Below are 19,650 nucleotides of genomic sequence, written 5' to 3'. Positions count from 1 at the left end.
CCCGGTGCCCCGACGAACGGCAGGACTATGCACCCGTTCCCGACTTCCCACCCGGAAATGCCAAGTGCCCAGTCCCGCCTCCCGATACCCGGCAAGACCAAGAGCCCGATCCCGACAGCCCGACACCCAGCCCAAGTCCCGTCTTTCCGACCCCGGCAGACCACGACCCAGCGCCGTCTCCCCGACGCCCGGTAAGACCGAGGGCCCAGTCCCGACTGCCCCATACCCGGCAAAACCATGGCACTGGCCATGACTGTCCAGCGGAGGCACGACACGAGGGCCGGTCACGACTACCGGTGCGCCGCAAGGAGATGCGGGTAGGCGCAGAACACGGCATTCGGCCAGCGGCGGGGTCGTGGGTCCGCAGCGGCCGGTTCGTGCGGTCCGACCCGCGCGGCAGCGTCTGCTTCGGACAGCTTGTACCGCGTGCCGGGTGGACGCGCTCTGTTCACAATCGCGTTGGTTGTCCACACTCGCCGACGACCGGCTTTCGATACGTTGCGCTGCGCGACAAGCTTTTCGGATGTGCCGGGTAATCGTGTTCGCAATCGCGTGGCTGCTGCTGCCGGTCGTGCTGCCTGCGCCCGATGCCGGTGCGGCACCTGCCGGGCGATTCGATTGGCCGCTGCAGCCACGGCCTCCCGTGCTGCGCCGGTTCGACAAACCGCCGCAGGACTGGCTGCCCGGGCATCGCGGGGTGGACCTGGGCGGCGCGGCCGGGCAAGTGGTGCTCGCGGCCGGTGACGGCGTGGTCGTCTTCGCGGGTGAAGTGGCGGACAAGCCGGTCGTCTCACTCGACCACGCGGGCGGGCTGCGCACCACCTACGAACCGGTGCTCGCCTCGGTCCCGTTGGGGCGCAAGGTAATTCGTGGCGACCCGATCGGCACACTGGAGTTCGGCCACGCGGGCTGCACCACCCCGTGCCTGCACTGGGGAGCCCGCCGCGCCCGCGACTACATAGACCCCCTCGGCCTGATCCGCACCACCCCGCTGCGCCTGAAACCCGTAGTACCGAGCCACTGACCAACCCTGCCCGACAACCGTTCTCGAACGCAGTCGGCTTCGGCGCAGCGCGGCGCAAAGCCCAAGGAGACGACGCCGGGCGACCAGCCATCTCAACACCCGGCGAAGCCAGCGCCTACCGTTCGGCCAGTTCACGCTTCCATTCCCGGGCCGCCACCTCGGTGCGACCCACGGCGCCGGTACCCGGAGACCGCGGCGCAAGCCTGCGGGGACGACGCCGGGCGACCTGGCAGCCGGTCTCAGCGTCCGGCGGGGACGGCGCCCTCACGTTCGGCCAGTTCACGCTTCCATTCGCGGAAGGTCTCCTCGGTGCGGCCGCGGCGCCAGTAGCCGGAGATCGAGGCTCGCTCCGCGGGCACGGCGCGCTCCTTGCGGATGTAGGGGCGCAGGGTGTGCATGACCGCCTGAGCCTCGCCGTGGATGAATACGTGCACCCGGCCGTCGCGCCAAGGTTCGGCGAGCACAGCCGCCACCAGGGCTTCGCCCGGTTCGGTACCGCCGCGGTGGACCCAGGTCAGGGTGACCCCGGTCGGCCGGTCGAAGTCGAGTTCGTCTGCGGGGCCTACGATTTCGACGAAGGCGCAGCCGACCGCATCGGCCGGGAGCGCGGCGCAGGCGGTCGCGATGGCGGGCAATGCGGCCTCGTCACCGGCCAGCAGATGCCAATCGGCGTCGGGGCTCGGCGAGTACCCGCCGCCGGGACCGAACAGGTCGATCGCGTCACCCGGCTGAGCGGCAGCCGCCCAGGGTCCGGCGACGCCCTCGTCACCGTGGTAGACGAAGTCGATGGCGATCTCCTCGGCCTCGGGGTCGACCGACCGCACCGTATAGGTGCGCATGGTGTCGCCGTCCGGGCCGGGGAACAGCAGTTTGACGTAGGAGTCGGTGTAGTCGCTGGGTTCGAAGCTCGAGAAGCCCGGGCCACCGAGATGGACGCGGATCAGGTGGTCGTTCAGGCGCTCGGTGCGGCGGACCACGAAGCTGTGACGGGTGCGGGCCAAAGGAAACACCTCCGTAATTAGGGTTACCTAACAGACGGTAGCACGAACTATCGGTGATAGCTCGCGATACATCCGCGCGTGCGCGTCACCTCGTGCGCCTTCCGCGCGGCCGCCCTGTCGAGCAGGATGACCCCATGTCCACCCCGTCCGGCACTCCCGCCTTCACCTATGCCGAAACCGGCGCGACGAACGGTGAATTCCCGCCCGGTTACCACCATTTTCGCCTGCGCCGCCGCATCGGGTCCGGCCGGGCGATATTCGACTCGGCGGGAACGCAGATCCTGGCGTACCGCATGCAGCACGGCACCGGCATCTTCCACTCGGCCAGCACACCGACGGCCGAGCCGGGCACGGCGCTGACCGTCCGCCTCGGCCCCGGCCCGTTCGCCATCACGGCCCCGTGCCGCGTCGTCTACGTGCTCGACGAGCCGAACCGCCGCGGCTTCGCCTACGGCACCCTCCCCGGCCATCCGGAGATCGGCGAGGAACTCTTCGCCGCCGAATACGACCCCGCCGACGACTCCGTCTACGGCGTGGTGGCATCCTTCTCCCGCCCCGCCACCTGGTACACGCGCCTCGGCGGCCCGGCCGTCCGCGCAATCCAGCGCTACATCGCCGGAAAATACATCGACGCCATCCGCCCGCGCTGACGCCCACCATCGCCCCCGCACAGTCTCTCCGGCGCGCTCTCGGTCGGGACCGCCGAGTGCTTCGTGCGGCCGGGGACTCATCGGTCAGGCGCGCGGGTGGGCCTGGTCGTGGACCTTCTTCAACCGTTCGATGGAGACGTGGGTGTAGAGCTGGGTGGTGGCCATGCTGGCGTGGCCGAGCAGTTCCTGCACTATGCGCAGGTCGGCGCCGCCCTCCAGCAGATGCGTGGCGGCGGTATGACGCAGGCCGTGCGGACCCATGTCCGGGGCACCGGGGGCGGCCGAAATCACTTCGTGCACAACCGTTCTGGCCTGGCGCTGGTCGAGGCGGCGGCCGCGGCGGCCGAGCAGCAGCGCGCGGCCGGAGTCGCCGGTCGCGAAGGTCGGACGGCCGGAGCACAACCAGTCTTCCAGCGCCCGGTCGGCGGGGACCCCGAACGGAACCGAACGCTCCTTGTTGCCCTTGCCGAGCACCCGCACCAGCCGCCGCTCCCGATCGACGTCGTCGATGTCCAGCCCGCACAGCTCGCTGACGCGAATCCCGGTGGCGTACAGCATCTCGACGATCAACCGGTCCCGCAACGCCATCGGATCCTGCTGCGCCGCACCGGATTCCGCCGCTTGCATCGCGGTGTTGGCCTGCTCCAGGCCCAGCACCGCGGGCAGCACCCGATGCGCCCTGGGCGATCCCAGCCGAGGCCCGGGGTCCACGGCCAGCCTGCCGGTATGAGTCAGCCACGCGGTGAACGTGCGCGCGGCCGATGCCCGCCTGGACATGGTGGTCCGCGCCGCGCCACCGCTCGCCTGCGCGGCCAGCCACGACCGCAGCAGCGGCAGATCCACCTCCGCCACACCGGAATCCGAGGACCGATCCAGCAGATGCCGCAGCAGGGACCGCGCATCCCCGAGGTAGGCCCGCACCGTATGCGCCGACCTGTTGCGCCCGAGCCGCAGATGCCGCCCGTACTCCACGAGCAGCGCATCCAAATCCTCGGGCAGATCGTCCACCCCACTACAGTCGCCCGACAGCGAGGCCGACGGCAAGCCGCCGCGCCGAACCCGCTCCGCGGTCACAAATCAGGAACACCTCGGTTCCTACCCTGAAACTTTCGGTACCAGCCGCTCTCGTCGAGACCGACCAGCCCGGCGAGTTCCAGCGCGGGCAGGCCCGCGCGCACGGCGGGGAGTGGCAGACCGGATTGGCGGGCGAGTTCGTGTGGGGTGCGCGAGCCGACCGCGGGCAAGGCCGCATAGATCGCCGCCAGGTCCTCGTCCAGGGCGTCGGCCGGGTCGGGGGCGGTGCCGCCGGGTAGTGACAGGCGCAGCGGTCCGATCTCGTCGACGACCTCCTCCGCCCGGCCGACCAGCAGCGCCTCGCCGTCCCGGATCATGCGATGGCAGCCCGCGGAGGACGCGGCGGTGATCGGACCGGGCACGGCCAACGCCGGACGGCCCAGGCGGCGCGCCCACTTCACGGTGTTGCGGGCTCCACTGCGCAGACCCGCTTCCACCACGAGCACGCCGTCGGCCAATGCCGCGATCAGCCGGTTCCGGGCCAGGAAGTGATGTTTGTGAGCCGTTGTGCCGGGCGGATATTCGCTGATCACCGCACCGACGTCGGCGATCTCGGCGAGTAGTCGCTCGTGCTGGGCGGGATAGGGCCGGTCGACCCCGCAGGCCAGCACGGCAATCGTGGCGCCGCCCGCCACCAGCGCCGCGCGGTGCGCCGCCCCGTCGATGCCGAAGGCGGCTCCCGAGACTATCGTCCAGCCGCGACCGGCGAGTTCCCCGGCGATATCGGCGGTCGCGTGCTCGCCGTAGCCGCTGCTGCAGCGCGCTCCGACCACGGCCACCGCCTGATCCGTGGCGTCCAGCAGCGACAGCGGCCCTCGCGCCCAGAGCACCAGCGGCACCGCGGCGCCCGCGTCCCGCGCCGGGTCGAGCTGGCTCAGCCCGAGCATCCGCCAGGCGGGCCACTCCGGGTCGTCCGGGGTCACCACCCGCCCGCCCAGCCGCGCGACCGACTCCAGATCTCGCGCGGCACGGTCGATCCCCCGCCGCGCCTCGGTGGGCCCGCGCAGCGATTCCGGCAGATCGCACTCCCATACGGCCCGCGCCGCCTCCACGACGCCCACCTGCTCGATCAGCGCCGACAACGCCGCGCAGGGACCTCCCACCACCCGCGACAGATACACCCAGGCCAGCCGCCGCTCATCGGCATCGACCACGGATTCGCTCGCGCCACCACAGCAGACATCCGGCGCTGCGTCCCTGTCGAGATCGACCTCACCCGCAGTCATCCGTCTCCCCCTCCGACAACCGGCGATGCACTCCCTCGAACGCCGCCGCCCCTGATGCCCACCGAATCGACAGCGCCCGGCGGGCCAACCGCATTCGACGAGCGCCGGACGCGGGAGCACGCTCGCCGCGCAAGTCCGACACTCGGTCTCGCCGTAGCGCCCTCGAAATCTGTACGTGCACACTCGAATAGGCGCTGGTCGCAGTGGCCGGGACTATCCGCTCCGCGCGACGGAAACTCGCGGTATCGCCGCGACCCCGTCTTGCCGATCCCGCTCACGATGCACCTCGCTGCCGGAAGTTCAGCGCCTGCAACACATCCTGTGTGGACGGCACATCCCCACCTCGCAGGTCGCATACCGTCCAGGCCACACGAATCGCCCGGTCGGCGCCGCGTGCCGACATCCGCCCCTGTCGCAGGGCGTTCTCCACCGGGGCCAGCGACTCGCGGGGCAACCGGAATCGTTGACGCAGCACGTGTCCGGGGACCTCGGCGTTGGCGGCCCAGCCGTGACCGGACCAGCGCCGCGCGGCCGCCTGGCGGGCCACCTCGACGCGGCCCCGCACCACCTCACTGCTCTCGGCCTCCGACGAGGCGAAGGCGCCCGCCGCCTGGCCGTGCATCTGAACCCAGATGTCGATCCGATCCATCAGTGGCCCCGATAATTTGCCGAGGTAGCGCCGCCGCGCCAGGGGCGCGCAGATGCAGTCCACGTCCCGGGCGGGCGCACACGGGCACGGATTGGCGGCCAGGATGAGTTGGAAGCGCGCCGGGAAGCGGGCGACGCCGTCGCGGCGGGCGATGCGCACCTCGCCTTCCTCCAACGGGGTGCGCAGCGCCTCCAGCACCTTGGTGCCGACCTCGGCGCACTCGTCGAGAAACAGCACACCGCGATGGGCCCGGCTGACCGCGCCCGGCCGGGCGGAACCGGATCCGCCGCCCACCATCGAACTCACCGACGACGAATGGTGCGGCGCGACGAACGGCGGGGCGGTGATCAGGGGATGGCCGCCGGACAGCGTGCCCGCCACCGAGTGGATCGCCGTCACCTCGAGCGCCTCGGTCTCGCTCAGCGGCGGCAGCAGGGTCGGAAGGCGCTGTGCGAGCATGGTTTTCCCGATTCCGGGCGGCCCGGTGAGCAGCAGGTGATGGCCGCCCGCCGCGGCCACCTCCAGCGCCCAGCGCGCCTCGTCCTGCCCCACCACCTCGTTGAGGTCGCCACCGGCGCGGCCCGGCGGCGGCAGTATTCCGTCCGGTTCGCGCAGGGCGCCGTCGCCGCGCAGCCAATCGATGAGTTGCCGCAGCGTCGCCGCGCCGAGCACCGTGATCCCGTCCACGAGACCTGCCTCGGCCAACGTGCATTCCGGCACCACCACGGTCGACCGGCCCGCACCCCGCGCCGCCAGCACCGCGGGCAGGATGCCGCGCACCCGCCGCACGCGCCCGTCCAGCGCCAGCTCGCCCAGCAGCACGGCCCCGGCGAGCCGCGTCGACGGTATCGCGTCTCCCGCATCCAGCACCGCCACCGCCAGCGCGAGGTCGTAGACGCTGCCTATCTTCGGGAGGGTCGCGGGCGAGAGCGCCAGAATCACCCGGCCGTCGGGCCACTTCTCGCCGGAATTGGTCACCGCCGCCCGCACGCGGTCCCGGGACTCCTGCAGCGTGGTGTCCGGCCGCCCGACCAGGTGAACCGACGGCAGCCCTTGCCCGATATCGGCCTCGATCTCCACCAGTTGCCCGTCCACGCCGGTCACGGCGACCGAATGGGCCCGACCCAACGCCATCAGAACACCGCCCGCAGATGTTCGATAACCGGCTCACGATCGCGGACCAGCAGCACCGACACCACGTCGAAGCGCACCCGCAGCCACGGCCCCGCCTGTTCGTTGAGCCACAGCAGCGCCAACCGCCGGATGCGCTGCTGTTTGCGGAAGGTCACCGCCTCCGCGGGAACGCCGAACCCCAGACCCGAGCGGGTCTTCACCTCGACGAACGCGGTGACCTCCGCATCGCGGGCGATCAGGTCCAACTCGCCGTAGCGGCAGCGCCAGTTCCGTTCGACGATCTCCATCCCGACCTCGCGCAGGAACCGCGCGGCCAGCTCTTCCCCTTGCGCCCCGAGCGCCAGATTATGTGCCACCCGTCCAGCGTCACCGAAACCCCCACCCGCTCAACGACTCCGACCAGGGCGAACAAGAAGTCTGTTGATAACCGCCGCCCTGTGCAGAACCTACTCGGGCAGCCGCAGGTCCGGCTTCTCCAACTCTTCGATGTTCACATCCTTGAACGTGATCACCCGCACGTGTTTGACGAAGCGGGCCGGGCGGTACATATCCCACACCCACGCGTCCGACATGCGCACTTCGAAATACACCTCACCGTCGGCATTCTGCGGCCGCAGTTCGACGGAATTGGCGAGATAGAAGCGGCGCTCGGTCTCCACCACGTACGAGAACTGACCGACGATGTCCTTGTACTCGCGGTACAGCGAGAGCTCCATCTCGGTTTCGTATTTCTCGAGGTCCTCTGCACTCATCTGGTGGAATGTCCTCCTTCTCGCCACAATGCGTGTGCCGACATCATCTCGCATGGGCGGTGCCGGTAGCCACTCGCCTCGATTCGGGCATGTCCGGGTCGGCGATCACGCCCTCCGGATCGATCAGCGCCTCGGGTTCGATCAGTGCCTCCGGATCTATCGCCGATTCCGCACCCAGCACCGCGGCGTCGACCGTCTCGTCCCCCTCGACGTAGCCGTTGAGCCGCACGTTCCGCCAAGACCGGCGGTGTTCGCTGCTCGGCCCGAGCTCGCGCAGGGCCGCCAGGTGCTCGGGGGTGTTGTAGCCCTTGTGCGCGGCGAAGCCGTAGCCGGGCATCCGCTTGTCCAGATCCACCATCATGCGGTCGCGGGTCACCTTGGCCAGGATGCTGGCCGCCGCGATGCAGGCCGCGGACGCGTCGCCCCCGATCACCGGCAGCGACGGCACCGGTATGCCGGGCACCCGGAAACCGTCGGTAAGCACGTAGCCGGGATCCGCGCCCAGCCCCGCCACCGCCCGGCGCATCCCCTCGATATTCGCGACGTGAATGCCGATGGCGTCGATCTCCCACGCCGGGATCACCACCACCTGCCAGGCCAGCGCGCGGCGCTTGATGATCGGGAACAGCCGCTCCCGCGCCGCCTCGGTGAGCTTCTTCGAATCGTCCAGGTCGGCCAGCGAATCGTAGGCCTTGGGCGCGAGCAGGCAGGCCGCGACGACCAGCGGGCCCGCGCAGCACCCGCGCCCGGCCTCGTCGACCCCCGCCACGGGCCCCAGCCCGCTGCGGATCAGCGCCGCCTCCAGGGTGCGCAGGCCGCTCGCCTTGCGCATCACCACCCGGGGCGGCCAATCGCCGCTGCGCACAGCGATGGGTCGAATCCCTTTGCCGCCCTTACCCTTGCGGACGGCGCGCTGCTGGTTCCGCGCCACTGCTCCCACCATTCGATTATCCGCGCGTTCGATTCCCGGCTGCCACTCGGGTCAGTTCGTCTGGGGATCCTGCGACCGGATCGGCCCGATCCGGTTGGGCGGCCAGATCTTGAACACCGCCTTGCCGCGGATATCGTCGACGGGCACGGTGCCGGAGTATTCGTCGTCGACGTGCGCGCGGGAATCGGCGGATTCGTTGCGGTTGTCGCCCATCACCCACACGTTGCCGTCGGGCACCTTGACCGGCCCGAACTCCCGCCCCACCGGGTTGATCCGCAGCGTGCCCTGCACGTTCGTCGCGTAGGGCAGGCCGGGCTGATACGGGAAGTTGTAGTGCGCGTACGGCTCGTCGAGGGGCTTGCCGTCGACCAGCACCCGGCCCTGGGCATCGCAGCACTGCACGGTCTGACCGCCGGTCGCGACCACCCGCTTCACCAGATCGTTCTCGTCCGGGGGCACCAGGCCGAAGAACGAGAAGAAGTTCTGGACGCCGCGGACGACGACGTTGCTGGAGCGGTTGGAGCGGTAGGCCTTGTTCCAGGAATTACTGGGGCCTACGAACACCACCACATCGCCCGGCGAGGGGTCGCCGAAGTAGTAGCTGAGCTTCTCGACGTAGATGCGGTCGCCGGTGCACCCGGCACAACCGTGCAGCGTCGGCTCCATCGACTGGGACGGGATCACGTACGGACGGCCGATGAACGTCACCACCAGCGCGGCGATCACCGCGGCGATGACGATCAGGATCGGCAACTCCTGCCAGAAGGGGCGCTGCTTCTTCTGATTCTTGGCCCGCCGCCGCCTCGGCGTGGTTCCCCCCGCGCGTTCGTCATCCGCTCCGGATACCCGCACCGAGTCGATTTCGTCTGCCACGCCGAACAGCGTAGCCCGGCATGCCGAGTGCCCGCGCGCGGCCGCCCCGGCGCGGGAAAGGAAAAACCCCCGGCCGACCGGCCGGGGGTTCTACGAGCAGAGCGGCTGCCTCAGCGCTTTTCCTTGATCTTGGCGGCCTTGCCGCGCAGATCGCGCAGGTAGTACAGCTTCGCCCGGCGGACATCGCCGCGTGTCACGACATCGATGTGGTCGATGGTGGGGCTGTGCACCGGGAAGGTGCGCTCGACGCCGACACCGAAGGACACCTTGCGGACCGTGAAGGTCTCGCGGATGCCGCCACCCTGGCGCCGGATCACGGCGCCCTTGAAGACCTGGATGCGCTCCTTGTTTCCTTCGATGACCTTCACGTGCACGTTGATCGTGTCGCCCGGTCGGAAGTCGGGGACATCGGTGCGCAGCGACTTTTCATCGACGAAGTCGAGGGTGTTCATTTCCGTCCTTTTGGAAGTTCGCGTGAACAGAGGAACCTGGCGGCCTGCCGCTCGACCGGTTCGTGCTCCGGATATTGGGCGGTGCGCCGGGCTGAGGCGCCCAGGGCAACCCGGCTATTGTGCCAGACCACGCACCCGGACGGTTAATCGGGTTGCGCGCGGCTCAGTCGGCAACCTTCCGGCCCACCCACACCGGATGCGGCGGCGCGGGGGCAGCCACCACGGTACGCGCCAATTCCTCTTCGGTCGCGCGCCGCACATGCGCGACGTCCGGGCTCCCGGCGATCAAATCCTGCACGAAGATCTTGGCCCGGATCACCGGACGCCGATAGCGGCGTTCACGCCGGATGGCTCGCTGCATGAGCTTCGACCGGCCCGCGTACCGCCAGCGCGCCCAGGGTGCGCCGGGGCGGCTCAGCCGCAGCGCTCCGACCACCAGCAGCGGCAGGAAGAACATCCCGAACAGGCCCGTCCAGATCTTGCCCTTGGCGATGACGATCGCCGCCAGAGCCAGATTCACGACCGCGAACAGCGCGCCCAGAAGCTGCCCCGGCCGACTGCCGTCGTAGCGGATGTCGTTGACCTCCAGCAGCCACAGCGGATGAAAGCCGAGCAACAGCAGCCCCGTCACCGCCAGCGCGACGAACACCGCGTCGACCGAGGTGCGGCCCTGCTCCTCCCAGTACACGTCGCGCAGGTAGTAGATGAGCGCGAACTCGTCGAGCACCAGGGCCGCGCCGACACCGAACGCGGAGGCCAGCACGCTCACCGTGCCGACGCCGCTGCCGTACGACGCGACCAGCCCGATCCCGGACAGCAGCACCAGCACCACGCCGAACACCATGTGATGGATGTGCACGTCACCGGCGCGCAGGTTGCCCGGCCACCACCGCACCTGCTTGCGGATCAGTCGGACGCTCAGGCGGATCAGCAGGAAGCCGACGATGAAACCGAGCAGGAAGCACAGCAGCGGCAGACGCCCCTGCCCGATGACCGAGTCATCGAGCCACCGTCTGATACCTGCCATGTCCCAGTCGTCTCCGGAGTCGCTGCGGGATCGGTCCCGTCCCTGGATCCGGACGCCGAGACGTGCCGAACCCGCTGCCACATTGTGCCGGAACTACGTGACGACCTGCCGAACCGGACGCGACACGATCGGACGGGCGGCCACCCGGCGCGGGTGACTACCGATCGGAAGCGCCCCTTCTACTTGCCGAACCCGGCGCGGCGCAGCGCGTCCGCCATCGCGCCCGTGGGCTCGGGAGCGTTGCGGCGCTGCTGGTTTCGGCCCTGGTTACCGCGGCCTTGGTTACCGCGATTCTGGCCACCGCTCTGATTCCCGCGGTTCTGGCCACCACCCTGGTTACCGCTCTTCTGGCCGCCACCCTGGTTGCCGCGGTTCTGGCCGCCGCGGCCCTGCTGCCCCTGTGGGCGCTGGCCGCCCTTCTCCGGCTTGCCGGGCTCGTCGTCCAGCCGCAGGCTCAGGCCGATGCGCTGACGCGCCACGTCGACCTCGAGCACCTTGACCTTCACCACGTCGCCCGACTTCACTACCTCGCGCGGATCGCGGACGAAGGTATGCGACATCGCCGAGACGTGCACCAAGCCGTCCTGATGAACGCCGACGTCGACGAACGCGCCGAACGCGGCCACATTGGTGACCACGCCCTCGAGCACCATGCCGGGCTGCAGGTCGGCGACCTTCTCGACACCCGCGGCGAACTCCGCCGTCTTGAACTCGGGGCGCGGGTCGCGGCCGGGTTTCTCCAACTCGGCGATGATATCGGTGACGGTCGGAAGGCCGAAGGTGTCGTCGGTGAAATCGGCCGGGCGCAACGACTTCAGCACGCCGCTGTTGCCGATCACCTCCAGCACTCCGCGACCTGTGCTGTCGACGATGCGGCGCACCACCGGATAGGCCTCCGGGTGCACGGCGGAATTGTCCAGCGGGTCTTCTCCGTCGCGGATGCGCAGGAAGCCCGCGCACTGCTCGAAGGCCTTGGGCCCCAGCCGCGGGACCTCACGCAGCCCGCTGCGGTTGCGGAACGGGCCGTTCTGATCACGGTGCGCCACAATGGATTCCGCGACCGAGGCGGTGATGCCCGACACCCGCGACAGCAGCGGCACCGAGGCGGTGTTGACGTCGACACCGACCGCGTTCACCGCGTCCTCGACCACCGCGCCCAGCGAGCGGGCCAGCAGGGTCTCCGACACGTCGTGCTGGTACTGGCCGACGCCGATCGACTTGGGGTCGATCTTCACCAGTTCGGCCAGCGGATCCTGCAGGCGGCGGGCGATGGAGACCGCGCCGCGCAGCGACACGTCCAGCTCGGGCAGTTCCTGGGAGGCGTAGGCCGACGCCGAATACACCGAGGCGCCCGCCTCCGACACCACGATCTTGGTGGGCTTGTTCTCCGGGATCCGCGAGATCAGTTCGGCGGCAAGGGCATCGGTCTCGCGCGAGGCCGTGCCGTTGCCGATCGCGATCAGGTCGACGCCGAAGCGGGCGACGAGCGCACCGAGCACGGCGAGGGACTTCTCGGTCTGGCCCTGCGGCTTGTGCGGGTAGATGGTCTCGGTGGCCACGACCTTGCCGGTGCCGTCGACGACGGCCACCTTGACGCCTGTGCGGTAGCCCGGATCCAGCCCCATCGTGGTCCGAGTGCCCGCCGGCGCGGCCAGCAGCAGGTCGCGCAGGTTGGCGGCGAAGACGTCGACGGCATCCTTCTCCGCGGACTGCCGCAGCCGCATCCGGACATCGATGCCCAGGCTCACCAGCAGCTTGGTGCGCCAGGCCCAGCGCACCGTGTCCAGCAGCCAGGAGTCGGCCGGGCGGCCCTGCTCGGCGATGCCGAACTGCCGCGCGATGCGGCCCTCGTAGATCGTGCGCTCGCCCTCGGCGGGCTCCTCGGTATCGGGCTCGAGGTGCAGGGACAGCACCTCCTCCTTCTCCCCGCGCAGCAGCGCCAGGATCCGGTGCGAGGGCAGCTTCGTGAACGGCTCGCTGAAATCGAAGTAGTCGGAGAACTTGGCGCCCGCCTCCTCCTTACCGGCACGAACCCGGGAGGTGACCTGCCCGCGGGACCACATCAGCTCGCGCAGCTCGCCCACCAGGTCGGCGTCCTCGGCGAAGCGTTCCACCAGGATGGCGCGGGCGCCGTCGAGCTGTTCGGCGTCGTACTGCGCGGGGTCGGTGGTGGGGTCGCCCAGCAGCGCGTCCGCGACCGGCTCGTGCCCGGCCTCGCGGGCGATCTGCGCCTTGGTGCGGCGCTTGGGCTTGTATGGCAGGTAGATGTCCTCGAGACGGGCCTTGGTCTCGGCCAGCATGATCTGCCGCTGCAGCGCCTCGTCCAATTTGCCCTGACCGCGAATGGATTCCAGGATCGATGCCCGGCGCTCGTCCAGCTCGCGCAGGTAGTGCAGCCGCTCCTCCAACTGCCGCAGTTGCGCATCGTCGAGCGCGCCGGTGACCTCCTTGCGGTAGCGCGCGATGAACGGCACCGTGGACCCGCCGTCGAGCAGCTCGACGGCGGCGCGCACCTGCTCGTCGCGCACGCTCAGCTCATCGGCGATGCGACTGCTGACGCTGGCTAGGCGGACGGTCCCGACGACCGGCGGATCGGCCGAGACGGAACCGGCGGCGTCGGTGCTGGGTGCTGCGCTGACGGATTCTGGGGCTGTCGTCACGCCCGCAGACACTACCGTCGCACTCCGACAGCGAGCCAGAGTGCCGCACCGCGAGTACCTTCGACCACATCCTGTTCCGCTCGCCGCACCCGCCTCAGCAGCGACAACGGGTGCGAATCGGGACCAGCGCGGATCATGCCGAGCGGGCCGACGCGGCAGGACGATCCGCACGATGCGGTCCCGGGTCAGCGCCGAATCGCACGGCGCCGGACCGGCTTCGCCAGCGGCGGACAGAGGCCGAGAACGACGGGGCAGCACGCCGGGACGAGGGCGAGTAGCAGGCGGGACGGTCGTGAACCGAGGGCTACTCGTTGTCCGGTAGTAGGTCGGGGCGGCGGGTACGGGTGCGGGACAGGGATTGGGAGTGGCGCCAGGCGTCTATGCGGGCGTGGTTGCCGGACAGGAGGATTTCGGGCACGTCGAGGCCGCGCCAGCTGACCGGGCGGGTGTAGCTGGGGCCCTCGAGCAGCCCGTCGGAGAACGAATCCTGTTGGTGGGACTGCTGATTGCCGAGAACGCCGGGGATGAGGCGGACCACGGCCTCGGTGATCACGAGCACGGCCGCCTCGCCGCCGATCAGCACGTAGTCGCCGATGCTGACCTCCTCGACGCGCACCCGCCGGGCAGCGTCATCGAATACGCGTTGATCGATACCCTCGTAGCGGCCGCAGGCGAACACGAGATGCCGCTCTCCGGACCACCGTTGGGCAGTGGCCTGGGTGAACGGCACGCCCGCCGGGGTCGGCACCACGAGCAGCGCATCGTCGGGACACACCTCGTCGAGCGCGTCGCCCCACACGGTCGGCTTCATGACCATGCCGGGCCCGCCGCCGTAGGGAGCGTCGTCGACGGCTTGGTGCACATCGTGGGTCCACCGGCGCAGGTTGTGCACGCCGAGTTCCACGATTCCCTTGTCGATCGCTCTGCCCAGCAAGGCGGTTCGCATGGGCTCTAGATACTCGGGAAAAATCGTGACGACATCGAGGCGAAGCGCGGCACGCGGCGCGGCGGGTTCGTCGACGCTACGCATCGCTCACTCCTCGTCGAGCAGACCCTCGGGCGGATCGACGACGATCACGCCCTCGGCGATCGAGACGGTCGGCACGATCGCGGTGACGAACGGGATGAGGATCTCGCGCCCGGCGGCGCCCCCGGCGCCCTCGGCCGCGCGCACCGAAAGCAGCTCTCCCGCAGCGGAATGCAGCACCTCGGCGACCTCGCCGATGACGGTGCCGTCGGCGAGCCGCACGGTGAGCCCCTCGAGCTCGTGGTCGTAGAACTCGTCCGGATCCTCCGACGGCGGCAGATCGGCGCTGTCGACCACGAAGAGCGTGCCGCGCAACGCATCCGCTGCCTCGCGATCCGAAATACCTTGCAGGCGTACGAGAAGTCGGCCCGAGTGTTCCCGGACCGACTCCACCGTGTACTCCTGCGTCACCTTCGCCCGAGGCATGCGCCCGCGCAGTACCGCACCGGCCGCGAACCTCAGCTCGGGCTCATCGGTGCGGACCTCGACCACGAGTTCACCGCGCACCCCGTGCGATTTGACGATCCGCCCGACGACCAGTTCCATCTACTGGTCGGTGTCGACCACGTCGACCCGGATCCCCCGGCCGCCGATACCGGCGACGAGGGTGCGCAGCGCGGTCGCGGTGCGACCACCGCGACCGATTACCTTGCCCAGATCGTCCGGGTGCACGTGCACCTCGACGGTGCGCCCGCGGCGGCTGGTGATCAGCTCGACGCTGACGTCATCGGGATTGGCGACGATGCCGCGCACCAGGTGCTCGACAGCATCGGCGACGACTGCGCTCATTACTCGGCGGCCTCGGCCTTCTCAGCGGACTCGGCGTCGTCGGCCTTCTTCGACGCCTTCTTCTTCGGCGTGGTGGCCTCGGCGACCGGCTCGCTGTCGGCGGCGGCCAGCGCGGCGTTGAACAGATCCAGCTTCGACGGCTTGGCCGCCTTGGTCTTCAGGGTGCCCTCGGCGCCCGGCAGGCCCTTGAACTTCTGCCAGTCGCCGGTGACCTCGAGGATGCGCTTGACCGGCTCGGTCGGCTGCGCGCCCACGCCCAGCCAGTACTGCACGCGCTCGGAGTTCACCTCGATCAGCGAGGGCTCCTCCTTGGGGTGGTACTTGCCGACGCTCTCGATCGCGCGGCCGTCGCGGCGGGTGCGCGCGTCGGCGACGACGATGCGGTACTGCGGGTTGCGGATCTTCCCGAGCCGGGTGAGCTTGATCTTGACAGCCATGGCTGTTGCCTTTCGGTGGTGGCCGCCGTGAGACGGCCGGTTGGTCACGGCGCAATTCAGCGACCCGCACGGATGCGGGCCCGGTTTTGCGTAGAGTGTGTGACCGCCGCGCGGTACGTAACCGGAGACGGGCTGACACTGTCCCGACGCGGAGTCGCAGGACTCCGACGAGGACGGTCGTCCATTCTGCCAGAGCTGTGCGCCACCGGTGAAATCGCCCCGGAATCAGCGCCGGTCCATCACACCGGTATCCGGCCGGATCGAAGTCCCGACCGACCGGAACCGGGCCTCGACCGCGGAGCCGCCGGACCGCCCGGCCGTTCGATGCGCCGCTGCGCAGGAGCCGGCACCGTCTACCTCGCCGCGGCATACACCTCTTGGCGGTACTCGGTCTCGCCGAAACGATAGCCCCGGAATTTCGCTGGCATGCCGTCCGGCAACTCGACAATCCACGGATACGGGATCCGGGCACCGGCATAAGCCCGCGATCTTGGTATCTCGTTCGGCATGGCTATTTGCCGGGCGACCGCACCTCGGCAGCGAGCAGGACGTGCGGCAAGTGCCCGTTGGACGCTACCGATGCCCGGTGACCGGGTCGCGGCGGTTGTGGACGCGGCCGCGCAGCACCACGAAGGTCGGGGCGGCGAGCACGTGCGGGCCGGATCGCGGGTCTTCTTCGTACACGACGAAATCGGCGGGGGCGCCGGGGGCTATGCCGGGGCGGCCCAGCCATTCGCGGGCCTTCCAGGAGGCCGCGCCGAGCGCCTCGTCGGGGGTCAGGCCCGCGCCGGACAGGGCGTGGATCTCGTCGGCGATGCGGCCGTGGCGGATCGAGCCGCCCGCGTCGGTGCCGGTGTAGATCGGGACGCCCGCGGCGTGGGCGTCGGCGACGGTGTTGCGGACGCGGCGATGCAGGTCGCGCATGTGGGCCGCGTAGGTTGGGAACTTCGTTGCGCTGTCGGCGATTTCGGGGAACGTGTCGATGTTGACCAGCGTCGGCACGAGGGCGGTGCCGTGGTGCGCCATCATCTCGATGGTCTCGTCGGTCAGCCCGGTGCCGTGTTCGATGCAGTCGATTCCGGCGCCGAGCAGGCCGGGCAGGGCGTCCTCGCCGAAGACGTGCGCGGTGACGCGGGCGCCCTCGCGATGGGCGGCGTCGATCGCCTCCTTCAGCACGGCATCGCTCCACAGGGGCGCCAGGTCCCCCACCGACCGGTCGATCCAGTCGCCGACGATCTTCACCCAGCCGTCGCCGAGCCGGGCCTGTTCGGCGACGATCTCGGGCAGGTCGCGCTCGTCGTCGAGTTCGATGCCCAGCTCGCGGATGTAGCGCTTGGGCCGGGCGATGTGCCGCCCGGCGCGGATGATCCTCGGCAGGTCCTCGCGCTCGTCGATGAACCGGGTATCGATGGGTGAACCGGCATCGCGCAGCAGCAGCGCCCCGGCGTCGCGCTCGATCTCGGCCTGCGCGACCGCCCCCTCGCGATCCTCGTGTCCCCCGCCGTACCGAATCCCGACATGGCAGTGCGCATCGACCAGACCGGGCACGATCCACCCACTGCCGCACAGGGTTTCGGCATCGCGCACGGCTTCGAAGGAGATCACCCCGTCGCACACCCACAGATCGCGCACCTCGTCGCCGGGCAGAACCACTCCCCGCAGATGCAGTCGCATATCGCCTCCCGTTCTCACGGTTCCCCGTACACCCGGCACCATTTTCCCGGCACGCCCCACACCACGTTCCCCGTACACCCGGCACTATGTTCCCGGCACGCCCCACACCACTTTCCCGGCATGTTTTTGGCCGGGATCTGTTCCCCCGTGTGAGATTCCGGCCAAATGCACGCCGGAATCAGGTGGTGGATCATCCGTGACGGGACTAGTTCTTGGGGAAGTTCAGCTTCGAGAGGTCGATGCCCTCGAGGCCGGGCGGGAGTTCGTCGGCCCCGGAGGGCATGTTCGAGAGGTCCGGCATGCCCGCGGGCATGCCGCCCGGCAGCCCCGGCATGCCAGGGAACCCGCCGCGCATCTTCGGCGGCGTCGGCCCGCGTCCGCCCTTCTTGCCCTTCTTCCCCTTCTTGCCCTTGGCATTTCGGCGGCCGCCGCCGGGCATGCCCATCTGGCGGCCCATCTGCGCCATCATCTTGCGGGCCTCGAAGAAGCGGTCGACCAGTTGGTTGACGTCGGTGACGGTGACGCCCGAGCCGTTGGCGATGCGCAGGCGGCGGGAGGCGTTGATGATCTTGGGATTGGCCCGCTCGGCCGGTGTCATGCCGCGAATGATGGCCTGCACCCGGTCCAGCTGTTTGTCGTCGACCTGGGCCAGCGCGTCCTTCATCTGACCGGCGCCGGGCAGCATGCCCAGCAGGTTGCCGATCGGGCCCATCTTGCGGATGGCCATCATCTGCTCGAGGAAATCCTCGAGGGTCAGCTCGCCGGAGCCGATCTTGCGCGCGGCCTCCTCGGCCTGCTGCTGGTCGTAGACCTGCTCGGCCTGCTCGATCAGCGTGAGCAGGTCGCCCATGCCGAGGATGCGGCTGGACATGCGGTCCGGGTGGAAGACGTCGAAGTCCTCGAGCTTCTCACCGGTGGAGGCGAACAGGATCGGCTCGCCGGTCACCTCGCGCACCGACAGCGCGGCGCCGCCGCGGGCGTCGCCGTCCAGCTTGGTGAGCACCACGCCGGTGAAGCCCACACCGTCGCGGAACGCCTCGGCCGTGGTGACGGCGTCCTGGCCGACCATGGCGTCGAGCACGAACAGGGTCTCGTCCGGCTGCACCGCGTCGCGGATGCCCGCGGCCTGGCGCATCAGCTCCTCATCGATACCCAGCCGACCGGCGGTGTCGACGATGACCACGTCGTAGTGCTTCTGCCGCGCCTCCTCGACGCCGGCGCGCGCCACGTCGATGGGATCGGAAGCGGTGATGCCCAGCGGATTCTCACCGCCGCCGATCGAGGTGCCCGGGTGCGGCGCGAAGACCTGCGCGCCCGCGCGCTCGCCCACCACCTGCAGCTGTGTGACGGCGCCCGGCCGCTGCAGGTCACAGGCCACCAGCAGCGGCGTATGCCCTTGCCCCTTCAGCCATTTCGCGAGCTTGCCCGCCAGCGTCGTCTTACCGGAACCCTGCAGACCGGCGAGCATGACCACCGTCGGCGGGGTCTTGGCGAATCGCAGCCGCCGCGTCTCGCCGCCGAGAATCCCGACCAGTTCCTCGTTGACGATCTTGACGACCTGCTGCGCCGGATTCAGCGCCGCCGAGACCTCCGCGCCCTTGGCACGTTCCTTGATCTTGGCGATGAACTGCCGGACCACGGGCAGCGCGACGTCGGCCTCGAGGAGGGCCAGGCGGATCTCGCGCGCGGTCGCGTCGATATCGGCCGGTGACAGACGCCCCTTACCACGCAGATCACTGAGGGCACCGGTCAACCGGTCGGACAGGGATTCGAACACCGATCGCGCTCCTGGTATCTCGACGGACGTCACTCGACATACCAGGGTATCGGGATCCGGAATCACAAAGCTCGTCGCCCCGCACGCCGGAATTACGGGGGATTACTCCAGCGAGCGCCGCCGCGGCCGCGGGGCCTGCCGGATGTCGTGCTCCTCCGACGCCACCATATACAGCGCCTCGCGCGCGGTGAGTCCCAGCTCCAGCGCCATATTGTCGAGCATCGCCCATTCGGCCGCGCTGGGGTCGTGATCGGTGACGGTGGACGCGATAGTCATGGCCGTCACCGCCTGCTGCCCGGTGAGCGTACGGCCCGGTAGCCAGGACACCACCCAGCGGTCTCCGCCGACGCAGCGCGCGATGTGCCGGGTCATATCGCTGGTCATCATCGACGCGGATACGACTTCAATAGCCACCGACCTGCTCCCCTCATGCTTCACAACAGCCAAAGACAGGTACTGCGACAGCCCAGAGCGATGAACCCTCAAACGGTTC

20 protein-coding genes are annotated in these 19,650 nt (G+C 69.7%); 2 read left to right on the top strand and 18 right to left on the bottom strand.

Annotation, left to right across the window (positions count from 1 at the left end; translation table 11 throughout):
- Positions 1-523 precede the first annotated feature (523 nt).
- Positions 524-1,024 carry a M23 family metallopeptidase gene (locus ACYVLQ_RS17510; RefSeq protein ID WP_460698532.1) on the top strand — a complete coding sequence of 167 codons (501 nt, stop codon included), beginning with the start codon at positions 524-526 and terminating at the stop codon, positions 1,022-1,024.
- A gap of 239 nt (positions 1,025-1,263) precedes the next feature.
- Here ACYVLQ_RS17510 and ACYVLQ_RS17505 read toward each other — a convergent pair whose 3' ends face one another.
- Entirely contained in the window at positions 1,264-2,025 is a 762-nt protein-coding gene (locus ACYVLQ_RS17505; protein ID WP_460698531.1) for a siderophore-interacting protein, read from the bottom strand.
- Between the two features lie 134 nt (positions 2,026-2,159).
- Here ACYVLQ_RS17505 and ACYVLQ_RS17500 point away from each other — a divergent pair, with 134 nt between their 5' ends.
- Positions 2,160-2,675 (top strand): DUF1990 family protein, encoded by a 516-nt coding sequence (locus ACYVLQ_RS17500; protein WP_460698530.1) that lies wholly within the window; start codon positions 2,160-2,162, stop codon positions 2,673-2,675.
- A gap of 84 nt (positions 2,676-2,759) precedes the next feature.
- Here the strand turns inward: ACYVLQ_RS17500 and ACYVLQ_RS17495 are convergent, their stop codons facing one another.
- The 17 genes from ACYVLQ_RS17495 to ACYVLQ_RS17415 all read right to left on the bottom strand — a co-directional run bounded on the left by ACYVLQ_RS17495 (position 2,760) and on the right by ACYVLQ_RS17415 (position 19,571).
- Positions 2,760-3,683 carry a tyrosine recombinase XerC gene (locus ACYVLQ_RS17495; RefSeq protein WP_460698529.1) on the bottom strand — a complete coding sequence of 308 codons (924 nt, stop codon included), beginning with the start codon at positions 3,681-3,683 and terminating at the stop codon, positions 2,760-2,762.
- Positions 3,684-3,745: 62 nt separating this feature from the next.
- Positions 3,746-4,975: a DNA-processing protein DprA gene (gene dprA, locus ACYVLQ_RS17490; protein ID WP_460698528.1), complete on the bottom strand. Its 1,230-nt coding sequence runs from the start codon at positions 4,973-4,975 to the stop codon at positions 3,746-3,748.
- 274 nt (positions 4,976-5,249) lie between these two features.
- Positions 5,250-6,758 carry a YifB family Mg chelatase-like AAA ATPase gene (locus tag ACYVLQ_RS17485; RefSeq protein WP_460698527.1) on the bottom strand — a complete coding sequence of 503 codons (1,509 nt, stop codon included), beginning with the start codon at positions 6,756-6,758 and terminating at the stop codon, positions 5,250-5,252.
- Complete coding sequence (locus ACYVLQ_RS17480) at positions 6,758-7,114, bottom strand: YraN family protein (protein ID WP_460698526.1); 357 nt, start codon at positions 7,112-7,114, stop codon at positions 6,758-6,760. Before ACYVLQ_RS17480 ends, ACYVLQ_RS17485 begins: the two co-directional genes overlap by 1 nt.
- Positions 7,115-7,204: 90 nt before the next feature.
- Positions 7,205-7,510, bottom strand: a complete 306-nt coding sequence (locus tag ACYVLQ_RS17475) for a DUF2469 domain-containing protein (RefSeq protein ID WP_011210678.1) — start codon at positions 7,508-7,510, stop codon at positions 7,205-7,207.
- A gap of 43 nt (positions 7,511-7,553) precedes the next feature.
- Positions 7,554-8,342, bottom strand: coding sequence for a ribonuclease HII (locus ACYVLQ_RS17470; protein WP_460698582.1), 789 nt, complete (start codon positions 8,340-8,342; stop codon positions 7,554-7,556).
- A 150-nt stretch (positions 8,343-8,492) separates the two neighbouring features.
- Complete coding sequence (gene lepB, locus ACYVLQ_RS17465; protein WP_460698525.1) at positions 8,493-9,314, bottom strand: signal peptidase I; 822 nt, start codon at positions 9,312-9,314, stop codon at positions 8,493-8,495.
- 110 nt (positions 9,315-9,424) lie between these two features.
- A complete protein-coding gene (gene rplS / locus ACYVLQ_RS17460; protein ID WP_280264455.1) occupies positions 9,425-9,766 on the bottom strand; it encodes a 50S ribosomal protein L19 in 342 nt (113 codons plus the stop codon).
- 163 nt (positions 9,767-9,929) lie between these two features.
- Complete coding sequence (locus ACYVLQ_RS17455; RefSeq protein WP_460698581.1) at positions 9,930-10,784, bottom strand: hypothetical protein; 855 nt, start codon at positions 10,782-10,784, stop codon at positions 9,930-9,932.
- A 188-nt stretch (positions 10,785-10,972) separates the two neighbouring features.
- The gene (locus ACYVLQ_RS17450) at positions 10,973-13,453 is read right to left on the bottom strand and encodes a Tex family protein (protein WP_460698524.1); all 2,481 of its coding nucleotides are present in this window, start codon (positions 13,451-13,453) and stop codon (positions 10,973-10,975) included.
- 304 nt (positions 13,454-13,757) lie between these two features.
- Positions 13,758-14,483, bottom strand: a complete 726-nt coding sequence (gene trmD / locus ACYVLQ_RS17445) for a tRNA (guanosine(37)-N1)-methyltransferase TrmD (protein WP_460698523.1) — start codon at positions 14,481-14,483, stop codon at positions 13,758-13,760.
- Between the two features lie 3 nt (positions 14,484-14,486).
- The gene (gene rimM, locus ACYVLQ_RS17440) at positions 14,487-15,026 is read right to left on the bottom strand and encodes a ribosome maturation factor RimM (RefSeq protein ID WP_460698522.1); all 540 of its coding nucleotides are present in this window, start codon (positions 15,024-15,026) and stop codon (positions 14,487-14,489) included.
- Positions 15,027-15,269, bottom strand: a complete 243-nt coding sequence (locus tag ACYVLQ_RS17435) for an RNA-binding protein (RefSeq protein WP_068013624.1) — start codon at positions 15,267-15,269, stop codon at positions 15,027-15,029.
- The gene (gene rpsP, locus ACYVLQ_RS17430; RefSeq protein WP_460698521.1) at positions 15,269-15,706 is read right to left on the bottom strand and encodes a 30S ribosomal protein S16; all 438 of its coding nucleotides are present in this window, start codon (positions 15,704-15,706) and stop codon (positions 15,269-15,271) included. The genes ACYVLQ_RS17435 and rpsP overlap by 1 nt, the downstream gene beginning before the upstream one ends.
- 573 nt (positions 15,707-16,279) lie before the next feature.
- Positions 16,280-17,380 carry an amidohydrolase family protein gene (locus tag ACYVLQ_RS17425; protein WP_460698520.1) on the bottom strand — a complete coding sequence of 367 codons (1,101 nt, stop codon included), beginning with the start codon at positions 17,378-17,380 and terminating at the stop codon, positions 16,280-16,282.
- A gap of 205 nt (positions 17,381-17,585) precedes the next feature.
- The gene (gene ffh, locus ACYVLQ_RS17420) at positions 17,586-19,157 is read right to left on the bottom strand and encodes a signal recognition particle protein (protein ID WP_460698519.1); all 1,572 of its coding nucleotides are present in this window, start codon (positions 19,155-19,157) and stop codon (positions 17,586-17,588) included.
- Between the two features lie 102 nt (positions 19,158-19,259).
- Positions 19,260-19,571 carry a hypothetical protein gene (locus ACYVLQ_RS17415; RefSeq protein WP_246011414.1) on the bottom strand — a complete coding sequence of 104 codons (312 nt, stop codon included), beginning with the start codon at positions 19,569-19,571 and terminating at the stop codon, positions 19,260-19,262.
- Positions 19,572-19,650 lie beyond the last annotated feature (79 nt).

This window comes from Nocardia thraciensis, from assembly GCF_054782435.1.
This window is presented reverse-complemented; position numbering and strand designations above follow the sequence as displayed.

Excerpts from the sequence above, each read along its gene's own strand:
- ACYVLQ_RS17485 (WP_460698527.1), bottom strand. The coding sequence starts at position 6,758 with ATGGCGTTGGGTCGGGCCCATTCGGTCGCCGTGACCGGCGTGGACGGG.
- ACYVLQ_RS17425 (WP_460698520.1), bottom strand. The coding sequence starts at position 17,380 with ATGCGACTGCATCTGCGGGGAGTGGTTCTGCCCGGCGACGAGGTGCGC.
- rimM (WP_460698522.1), bottom strand. The coding sequence starts at position 15,026 with ATGGAACTGGTCGTCGGGCGGATCGTCAAATCGCACGGGGTGCGCGGT.
- ACYVLQ_RS17510 (WP_460698532.1), top strand. The coding sequence starts at position 524 with ATGTGCCGGGTAATCGTGTTCGCAATCGCGTGGCTGCTGCTGCCGGTC.
- trmD (WP_460698523.1), bottom strand. The coding sequence starts at position 14,483 with ATGCGTAGCGTCGACGAACCCGCCGCGCCGCGTGCCGCGCTTCGCCTC.
- ACYVLQ_RS17500 (WP_460698530.1), top strand. The coding sequence starts at position 2,160 with ATGTCCACCCCGTCCGGCACTCCCGCCTTCACCTATGCCGAAACCGGC.
- dprA (WP_460698528.1), bottom strand. The coding sequence starts at position 4,975 with ATGACTGCGGGTGAGGTCGATCTCGACAGGGACGCAGCGCCGGATGTC.
- ACYVLQ_RS17475 (WP_011210678.1), bottom strand. The coding sequence starts at position 7,510 with ATGAGTGCAGAGGACCTCGAGAAATACGAAACCGAGATGGAGCTCTCG.
- rpsP (WP_460698521.1), bottom strand. The coding sequence starts at position 15,706 with ATGGCTGTCAAGATCAAGCTCACCCGGCTCGGGAAGATCCGCAACCCG.
- ACYVLQ_RS17470 (WP_460698582.1), bottom strand. The coding sequence starts at position 8,342 with ATGCGCAAGGCGAGCGGCCTGCGCACCCTGGAGGCGGCGCTGATCCGC.
- rplS (WP_280264455.1), bottom strand. The coding sequence starts at position 9,766 with ATGAACACCCTCGACTTCGTCGATGAAAAGTCGCTGCGCACCGATGTC.
- ACYVLQ_RS17435 (WP_068013624.1), bottom strand. The coding sequence starts at position 15,269 with ATGAGCGCAGTCGTCGCCGATGCTGTCGAGCACCTGGTGCGCGGCATC.